7 protein-coding genes are annotated in these 8,135 nt (G+C 45.6%); 6 read left to right on the top strand and 1 reads right to left on the bottom strand.

Annotated features, from left to right (window positions below):
* The first annotated feature begins 127 nt into the window (after positions 1–127).
* A complete protein-coding gene (locus QUB06_RS09010; protein WP_333435010.1) occupies positions 128–2,338 on the top strand; it encodes a peptidase domain-containing ABC transporter in 2,211 nt (736 codons plus the stop codon).
* Positions 2,339–2,640: 302 nt separating this feature from the next.
* Here the strand turns inward: QUB06_RS09010 and QUB06_RS09015 are convergent, their stop codons facing one another.
* Entirely contained in the window at positions 2,641–3,033 is a 393-nt protein-coding gene (locus QUB06_RS09015; protein ID WP_333055475.1) for a Fur family transcriptional regulator, read from the bottom strand.
* A gap of 142 nt (positions 3,034–3,175) precedes the next feature.
* Here QUB06_RS09015 and purS point away from each other — a divergent pair, with 142 nt between their 5' ends.
* The 5 genes from purS to QUB06_RS09040 all read left to right on the top strand — a co-directional run.
* Entirely contained in the window at positions 3,176–3,460 is a 285-nt protein-coding gene (purS, locus tag QUB06_RS09020) for a phosphoribosylformylglycinamidine synthase subunit PurS (protein ID WP_333042010.1), read from the top strand.
* 284 nt (positions 3,461–3,744) lie between these two features.
* The gene (gene purQ, locus QUB06_RS09025) at positions 3,745–4,446 is read left to right on the top strand and encodes a phosphoribosylformylglycinamidine synthase subunit PurQ (RefSeq protein ID WP_333435011.1); all 702 of its coding nucleotides are present in this window, start codon (positions 3,745–3,747) and stop codon (positions 4,444–4,446) included.
* 138 nt (positions 4,447–4,584) lie between these two features.
* A complete protein-coding gene (locus QUB06_RS09030) occupies positions 4,585–5,388 on the top strand; it encodes a DUF4058 family protein (RefSeq protein WP_333435017.1) in 804 nt (267 codons plus the stop codon).
* Between the two features lie 138 nt (positions 5,389–5,526).
* On the top strand, positions 5,527–7,572 hold the full coding sequence (locus QUB06_RS09035) for an ATP-binding protein (RefSeq protein WP_333435012.1): 2,046 nt from the start codon (positions 5,527–5,529) through the stop codon (positions 7,570–7,572).
* Positions 7,565–8,135: WD40 repeat domain-containing protein (locus tag QUB06_RS09040; RefSeq protein ID WP_445251364.1), on the top strand; the 571-nt coding region annotated here is incomplete at its 3' end. The genes QUB06_RS09035 and QUB06_RS09040, both read left to right, overlap by 8 nt.

Here is an 8,135-nt window from a genome sequence, read left to right on the forward strand (position 1 = left end):
GCTAGTCAATTCAGATATATAACTGTGGAATCGAGAAAGCACCCATAACTTTATGGGTGCTTTTTGCTGATTGGGTAGTTGGTGATGAGTAATCTTATTTATGCTCTACCATTATTCATTTTGCAAAATGTTAAAGAACATCCCTTTGATCGGCAAAATGCCATTATTCGGACAAGTTAACAGGTTTAAGAAATATCAGGTTGTTCTCCAGCAGAGCGAAGAAGATTGCGGGGCGGCTTGTTTGGCTTCGATCGCGAAATTTTACGGACAAAATTTTACTATTAGCCGCTTGCGAGAATGTGCGGGCACCGGCCAAAAAGGGACGACTCTGCTGGGCTTGAAACAAGGAGCTGAGGCGATCGGCTTTAATGCTCGATCCGTGCGAGCCGCGGCTGCTATTTTAGACCAAATTGAGGAAGCGCCTTTACCGGCAATTATTCACTGGAGCGGTTATCACTGGGTTGTTTTGTACGGAAAGCAGGGCGACAAATATGCGATCGGCGATCCCGCTGTCGGTATGCGCTATGTTTCCAAAGAAGAATTAGCAGCAGGTTGGACAGATTGGCTGTGCTTGCTAGTAGAACCCGATGCTGAGCGGTTTTTTGCGGCCGCAGAGGGTCAACCGCCCGCCAATTCCTTACAAAAATGGATGCGCCGGATTGGGATTTATCGCCCGATTTTAATGGAAGCATTTTTGCTGAATGTGGTGTTGGGTTTGCTGTCGATTTCTTCGCCTTTTCTCGTTCAACTGCTCACTGACGACATCCTGGTGCGGGGCGACAGACAACTCCTGGCGAGTGTGGCGATCGCAGTTATAGTTATGAACCTTTTTAGCAGCAGTTTAGGATTGGTAGAGTCGAACTTAATTGCTCAGTTTTCCCAGCGTTTAGAATTGGGATTGGTGATGGAATTTGCGCGCAAATTCCTGCGATTGCCTTTAAGCTTTTACGAAACCAGACGCAGTGGCGAAATCGTCAGTAGATTACAAGATATCCAAGAAATAAATAAATTAGTTTCTCAAGCCGCTATCAGCTTGCCTAGTCAATTTTTTATCGCTGTAGTTTCTTTTATTTTTATGTTATTTTACAGCAAGGAACTGACTTTAGCATCTACAGCTATAGCTCTGTTAATGACTGCCTCTACAGTGGTCTTTCTGCCCGTATTGCAGCAAAAAACGCGCAGTTTATTTGTGCTGGAAGCAGAAACTCAAGGCGTTTTAGTAGAAACTTTTAAAGGCGCGCTGACTGTCAAAACTACTACCAGCGGTCAGCAACTTTGGGAAGAATTTCAAACCCGCTTCGGTCGCTTAGCAAAGCTCACTTTCCGCACTACACAAATTGGCATTCTAAACAATATATTTTCTGGTTTTGTTGCCTCTGCTGGCAGCATTACTCTGCTGTGGCTTGGTAGCGGTTTGGTGATTGACAAGGTATTGAGTATCGGTCAGTTGCTAGCGTTTATTAGCATGAATCAAAACGTTACTACTTGGGTGAATTCGCTAGTAGGATTTACTGATGATATGACTCGCGTGCAGACAGCTACTCAACGGCTGTCGGAAGTCATCGATGCTGAACCGGAAACTAAAGACGATACGAATAAACCTTTTGTAACTATTCAAGACCGCGACGGTATTGTTTGCAAGGGTGTTAGTTTTCACTACCCCGGCCGACTTGACTTGCTGGAAAATTTTTCTGTCACATTTCCAGGCGGTCAAGCAATTGCTTTAATCGGCAATTCCGGCTGCGGAAAAAGTACGCTAGCAAAAGTAATTTCTGGTCTGTACCCGCTGCAATCTGGTAATATTAGAATTGGCGGCTACAACTTGCAGGATTTGTCTCTCGACAGTCTCAGACAGCAGGTAGTATTGGTTCCTCAAGAAGCGCATTTTTGGAGCCGTTCGATTCTGGAAAATTTTCGTTTGGGCAGTCCAGATATCAGCTTTGAACAGATTGTTAAAGTCTGCCAAATTGCGGGGGCGGATGAATTTATCAGCCAATTGCCTGATAAATATCAAACAGTTTTAGGGGAGTTTGGAGCGAATATTTCTGGCGGACAAAGACAAAGATTGGCGCTCGCCCGCGCCATTCTCAACAACCCGCCCGTATTGATTTTAGACGAATCTACCGCAGGGCTTGACCCCGCAAGTGAAGCGGAAGTCTTAGAAAATTTGTTGATGTACCGGCACGGGAAAACGACGATTTTTATCAGTCACAGGCCGCGAGTGATCGATCGCGCCGATTGGATTATCATGTTAGAACGCGGCCGATTGAAACTGCAAGGCTCGGCTGCAAAATTGCGATCGATTCCCGGAGATCATTTAGAGTTTTTGCATCCTTGAGCGAGTTAATAAAACGACAGGTTGAGATATGTTGCTACACAAACAACACCGGGATCATCTCAATGAAAGCACCCTACCCCAACCCTCCCCGAACCCGCGGGGAGAAAGTAAAAAATTCACAAATAATCCGAGGATTGCTATATCGTTGGCGGTTGCATCGGAATCATAAAATCGAGTCAACCGTTAACACTCAACCATTCAGTTTTTCGACCCGCCCGTCAACAGTCAACAGTCAACAGTCAACAGTCAACATTTATGATGAGTGCCACCGGAATTGATATCACTCATGACTAATAACTTCTCTAAGATTCTTGAGCCAAAGTACATCGATCGCACAATCCGAAAAACTCCAAAGTGTGATAATAAATTTTGAAAGAATGAGATTGTTGTAGTTGGCTTTCTAAGTGGTGGACGGGACATTCGTCGATCGTAATTGACGCGCCACATTCCAGACAAGTTAAGTGATGTTGATCTTGGTGGGCGGCACCGTAGAGAGATTCGCCACTAGCAAGCGTTCTGACGTGAACGAACCCCTCTCGCTTTAAACCGTCGAGGGAACGGTAAACGGTTGCTAAGCCCATGCTTTGGTCGCTGTTACGCAGTTCTAAGTAGATATCTTGCGCTGAGAGCGATCGATTCAAGTGCTTGAGCAAGTGTAAAATACGCTCCTGACTGCGGGTGCGGTTGGTTCTCATAATTTTTTGTGTAATCTGCTAGAGTCAAATCTGTCCCTATTTCTAGGCTATCTTACTTGGGCGAACCAAATGGCGATCGGCGCGCTGCTCGGTTGTAGAATACAATGGGGCTAACTTTCACATCACCTACCGCAACATTCCCGTGACTCAGAAATATCTTGCCCAAATCTATGTTACCCTCCGCCCTTCTGTTTTAGATCCCGCCGGCACAGCCGTACAGTCTGGTTTGCAACACATGGGATACGACAATGTTGAGCGCGTGCGTATTGGGAAATACGTTGAATTGACGCTGACTGCTGCTGGTGAGTCGGAGGCCCGCGAACAACTCGATCGCGTTTGCGACCAACTTTTGGCCAATCCAGTGATTGAAAATTATCGCTTTGATTTGACTGAAATTCCTGTTGCTGTGGAGACAGCGGCCGCATAAATGCGATCGTCCCTAGGGTGTTTTTAAACTCGGAGATCCCCCCTAACCCCCCTTAATAAGGGGGGGACAAGAGGGTTTTCAAAGTCTTTGTTAAAAAGCGGGGACAACAGCATTCAAAGTCAACCCCTACTCCCCTTCTTAAGGGGGATGTAGGGGGATCTAGACTTAGATACAAGCGAGAGAAACATAAGATTTTAGTCTTAAGTTGACACTTCTTGCTTCTTCCTTCCATCCGTTACATCCGTTACAAAATCTGTTGCCGAACTTCCTTCTTCCTTCAGCTTATGAAATTTGGAGTTATTGTTTTTCCTGGTTCAAATTGCGATCGCGATGTGGTGTGGGTGACTCAAGGGTTACTCCACCAACCGACGCGGATGATTTGGCACGAAGATACCGATATTTCGGATATTGACATCATTGTAATTCCCGGTGGTTTCAGTTACGGAGATTATTTGCGGTGCGGCGCGATCGCCCGTTTTTCTCCGGCGATGCGGGCTACTGCGGAACACGCGAAAAAAGGAAAGCTTGTATTAGGCATCTGCAACGGTTTTCAGGTGTTGACTGAAGCTGGTTTGCTGCCCGGTGCTCTGGTGCGGAATGCGGGATTGAATTTTATTTGCGATCGCGCTTCTTTGAAAGTCGAGCGCGGTAATACTCGTTGGACTGCCGCTTATACTACGGGTGAAATCATCGATTTGCCGATCGCCCACGGCGAAGGAAACTATTATGCTGATGCGGATACATTAGCCGAGTTAGAAGAGCACAAGCAAGTGCTGTTTCGCTACTGTACTCCGGCGGGCAAAATTAACGATGCTGGCAATCCCAACGGTTCGTTAAATAATATTGCCGGTATTTGCAACCGCCAAGGCAATGTATTAGGAATGATGCCGCATCCTGAGAGGGCTTCCGATCCGATGTTGGGCGAAACTGATGGGGTTAAATTGTTTCAAGGGTTGTTGATGGCAAGTGTTGCTGCTGTTTTGTAGTTGATATTTACGACATTGTTGTAGATACCGTAGGGTGCGTCACTCTTGTAGGGACACTCGAAAATCTTGCATCGACGCACCCTACAAAATTAAAAATGCTAAAATGATTTGAAAGTCAATACATCGGAAAACAGTCCTATGCCTTCACCTTTTCCTGGAATGGACCCCTACTTAGAACACCCCGATTTCTGGCAGGAAACTCACAATAGATTGATTATCGCGATCGCTGATACCATCATGCCTCAAATTCGCCCTAAATATGAGGTGGCAATTGACAAACGCATCTATGAAATTACCGATTTAAATGAAAGTAACGAGGAGTCCATTTTAGTAGGTATCCCCGATGTCGCGATTAAGCGTCAATCTAATAACCCGAATATTCCTACAGGTTCAGTTGCTACTGTAAGTATAACACTTCCGACTACGGTTAAAGTGCCTGCTCCTGAAAAAATTAAACAGACTTACCTGGAAGTGCGAGAAATGGCAACCAAACAAGTTGTCACCGCAATTGAAATTCTTTCTCCTGTCAACAAACGTAGTGGAGAAGGAAGAATTACTTATCTCAAAAAACGTCAGAGTATTTTAGGTAGTTTAACCAATTTAGTCGAAATCGATTTACTACGAAAATGGGAATCTATGCCCATTCTTAATAATTCTATTCAAAGCGATTATCGGATTTTAGTCAGTCCCAGTAATCGCCGTCCGTTTGCCGAACTTTATGCTTTTAATCTCCGCGATTCTCTACCTATATTTCCGCTTCCCTTGCGCGAGGAAGATGTAGAACCTATTGTTAATTTACCAGAAATATTTGCAGGTATTTACGATCGCGCTGGCTATGATTATCGGATCGACTATAATCAAGAACCCGTACCGTCTCTATCGGAAGAAGATCGGGTTTGGGCTACCCAACTTTTGCAAGAAAAAGAACTTCGAGATAATTAATTATATTTTACTTTATATCGTAGGGTTAGTCGCGATCGACAATCTCTAAATCCAGTTGAAAATTTCGCAGTGACGGACTAAACGGCAGCCGGCAAGATAGAATTACTACCAACTATTTAAAAGAGGAATATTTATTTTATGCCGCTAATGGACTTAGGTAATTTTAAAACTAGGGTAATTGGATGCAGTGCGGTGATGGCTATTGGACAAGTTATTTCAAATGCGATCGCCAATCCGGCAACTCAAGCAGCAGCGGGTATTATCGGCGGCCCGATCGCAGTTGGGGGAGTTTCGATTTTAGCCGCGATTGCTACTGGTATAGCGGGGAATATTGCGGCTAATGACCTCGGAAATCGGATGACGGAACGGTTGAGCAAAAATCCGAGGATTCTCGATAATCACGATTTGATTAAGGCCGCAGGTGAGGCGATCGGCTATATTTTGAGAGAGGTTGCGAAGTCCGATCGCTTAATTGCGATCGCCGAAACCAAAAAATTGCCTTATCCAGAAACAGCACTCGGTCAATTAGCCGAGAAAACTCCTGAATACTGGCTGGATATTAACACTAATACCGCCGATTTGTCAAGGGGTTTAAATATTTCGGAAGACCAGTTAACCAAGATTTTTTCTGCGGATGCCGAGGAGTTCGATCGAGTTACCGGATTGACAACTGCAGATTGGGCAACTTTCCTGGGGGAATTCGCCCGACGCGAGGGCAAATCCTTCGATGCAGAAATTGTGGAATTTGTGGCGGACAAGCTGTACGCAACTTTCCCGAAAGCGTACCGCGAAGTGCTGAAACTGGATGCGGCGAAGGGAGGAGAAAAGTTTGCGGCGATGCTGTTGAATCTGCACCAAATTGCTTTGGCGGAACTGAGAGATTTGGGGCTGCAAAATGGGGAAATTCTGCACAAATTGGAGGCCGTGGCGACTGGCCAGCAGATTTGTCAAGTGATGGTGAAATTGTCAGCGATCGAAATGGGCATTCGGGACGATTTGGCGCAAATTAAAACATCACTGGAACGATTTGTTGATACTTCCGCGCCTCAATTGCCGCTTCCCTACGAGTGCGAAACGATTATTCAAGACCGGACTCAAGACTTTACCGGCCGCCAATTTGTGTTTGAAGCAATTATCGAATTCTTGCAGAAAAAGCCGAAAGGATATTTTGTTTTAGAAGCAGATCCGGGTGTCGGGAAAACTTCAATTATGGCGAAGTTAGTGCTGCTGATGAAGCGGCGCTGTGTTGTCCATTTTAACTCGCAATCTCAAGGCACGGTTAAGGCAAAGCAATTTCTGGAAAATGCCTGCACTCAGTTAATTCAAGCCTTTAAACTGGATTACCCAAAATTGCCAGAAAATGCAACTACAGATGGCAATTTTCTCAGTCGATTGTTGGGGGAAGTCAGTCCTAAATTAGGCGGAAAAAAGTTAGTTTTTGTTGTGGATGCCCTCGATGAAGTGGATCTGAGCGATCAGGGGCGCGGCAGCAATGTCCTCTATTTGCCTGATGCTTTGCCGGATAATGTTTATTTTATTGTCTCGAAACGACCGGAATCTCTGCCTTTACCAATTTATCAGCCTTTTGATTTGATGCAGTACAGTGCAGAAAGTTTGGCGGATGTCAAGGTTTATATTGACAAACGCACCAGTAACAGCGCGTCAATTCAGAATTGGATTAACCGTCAAAATTTGCAGCGCGAACAGTTTGTGGCGGCGGTGGCGGAAAAAAGCCAGAATAATTTTATGTACCTGCGCTATGTGCTGAATGATATCGATAGCGGCAAGTACAGCGATGTGAATTTGCAAGATTTGCCGAGGGAGTTGGAAGGATATTATGAGAAGCATTGGGCGCGGATGGAAATGGCGGTTAGAGATAGGGAATTGCGCCGCCGGAAGTTGAAGGTGATTTATTTGTTGACGAAAACTCGCAAGCCGGTTTCCTGCGATATTTTGGCGGATTTTGCTGAGGAAGATGCTTTGGATGTGCAGGAAGTTCTCGATGATTGGGAACAGTTTCTGCGCCGTAGCGGTGATAGTCCTCCCGATTACAGTATTTATCACGCGAGTTTCCAAAGATTTCTGCACCGTAAGGATGTAGTGCAGAAAGCTGGGGTGTCGCTGGGGGATATTGAAACGGCGATTTCTGATAATTTGTGGGGGGATTTGTACGGCGATGGGTAAGTTTAAAGAACGGTTGAAGAAACTGTCGCCGAAAAAGCGGCTTTATGCTTTGGAAACTCTGCCGGGGCATTTGGTTGAGAGTGTTCAAGGGGAACGGCTGCATCAGTTGTTAACGGATTTTGATTTTATTGAGGCGAAGTTGGAGGCGGTGGGGGTTCAAGCGTTAATTGAGGATTACGATTTGGCGAGAGTTTCTGATGTGTTGTTGTCGGAGGGGCAAGCGGAAACGCTGAAGTTGATTCAAGGGGCAATTCGCAAGTCGGCGCATATTTTGGAGGAGGATAAAACGCAATTGGCAGGGCATTTGTTGGGGAGGTTGCTAGATTTTGAAATGCCTGAAATTCAGGGGGTGCTGGAACAGGCGAGGCAGTCGAAAAATAGTCTTTGGCTGCGGCCTTTGAGGGCTAATTTAGAGCGGGCAAATGAAGGGGCGCTGCGGACACTTGCTGGTCATACTAACTATGTAACAGGAGTGGCGATCGCACCAGACGGAAAAACAGCGATTTCTGCTTCAAGGGATAAAACCCTGAAAATCTGGGACACCGAGACAGGCACTGAAATAT

Source organism: Microcoleus sp. D2_18a_D3, assembly GCF_036702455.1.
Lineage (GTDB): Bacteria > Cyanobacteriota > Cyanobacteriia > Cyanobacteriales > Microcoleaceae > Microcoleus.

Coding starts and splice junctions, on each gene's coding strand:
- QUB06_RS09010 (WP_333435010.1), top strand. CDS start 128: ATGTTAAAGAACATCCCTTTGATCGGCAAAATGCCATTATTCGGACAA.
- QUB06_RS09015 (WP_333055475.1), bottom strand. CDS start 3,033: ATGAGAACCAACCGCACCCGCAGTCAGGAGCGTATTTTACACTTGCTC.
- purQ (WP_333435011.1), top strand. CDS start 3,745: ATGAAATTTGGAGTTATTGTTTTTCCTGGTTCAAATTGCGATCGCGAT.
- QUB06_RS09030 (WP_333435017.1), top strand. CDS start 4,585: ATGCCTTCACCTTTTCCTGGAATGGACCCCTACTTAGAACACCCCGAT.
- QUB06_RS09035 (WP_333435012.1), top strand. CDS start 5,527: ATGCCGCTAATGGACTTAGGTAATTTTAAAACTAGGGTAATTGGATGC.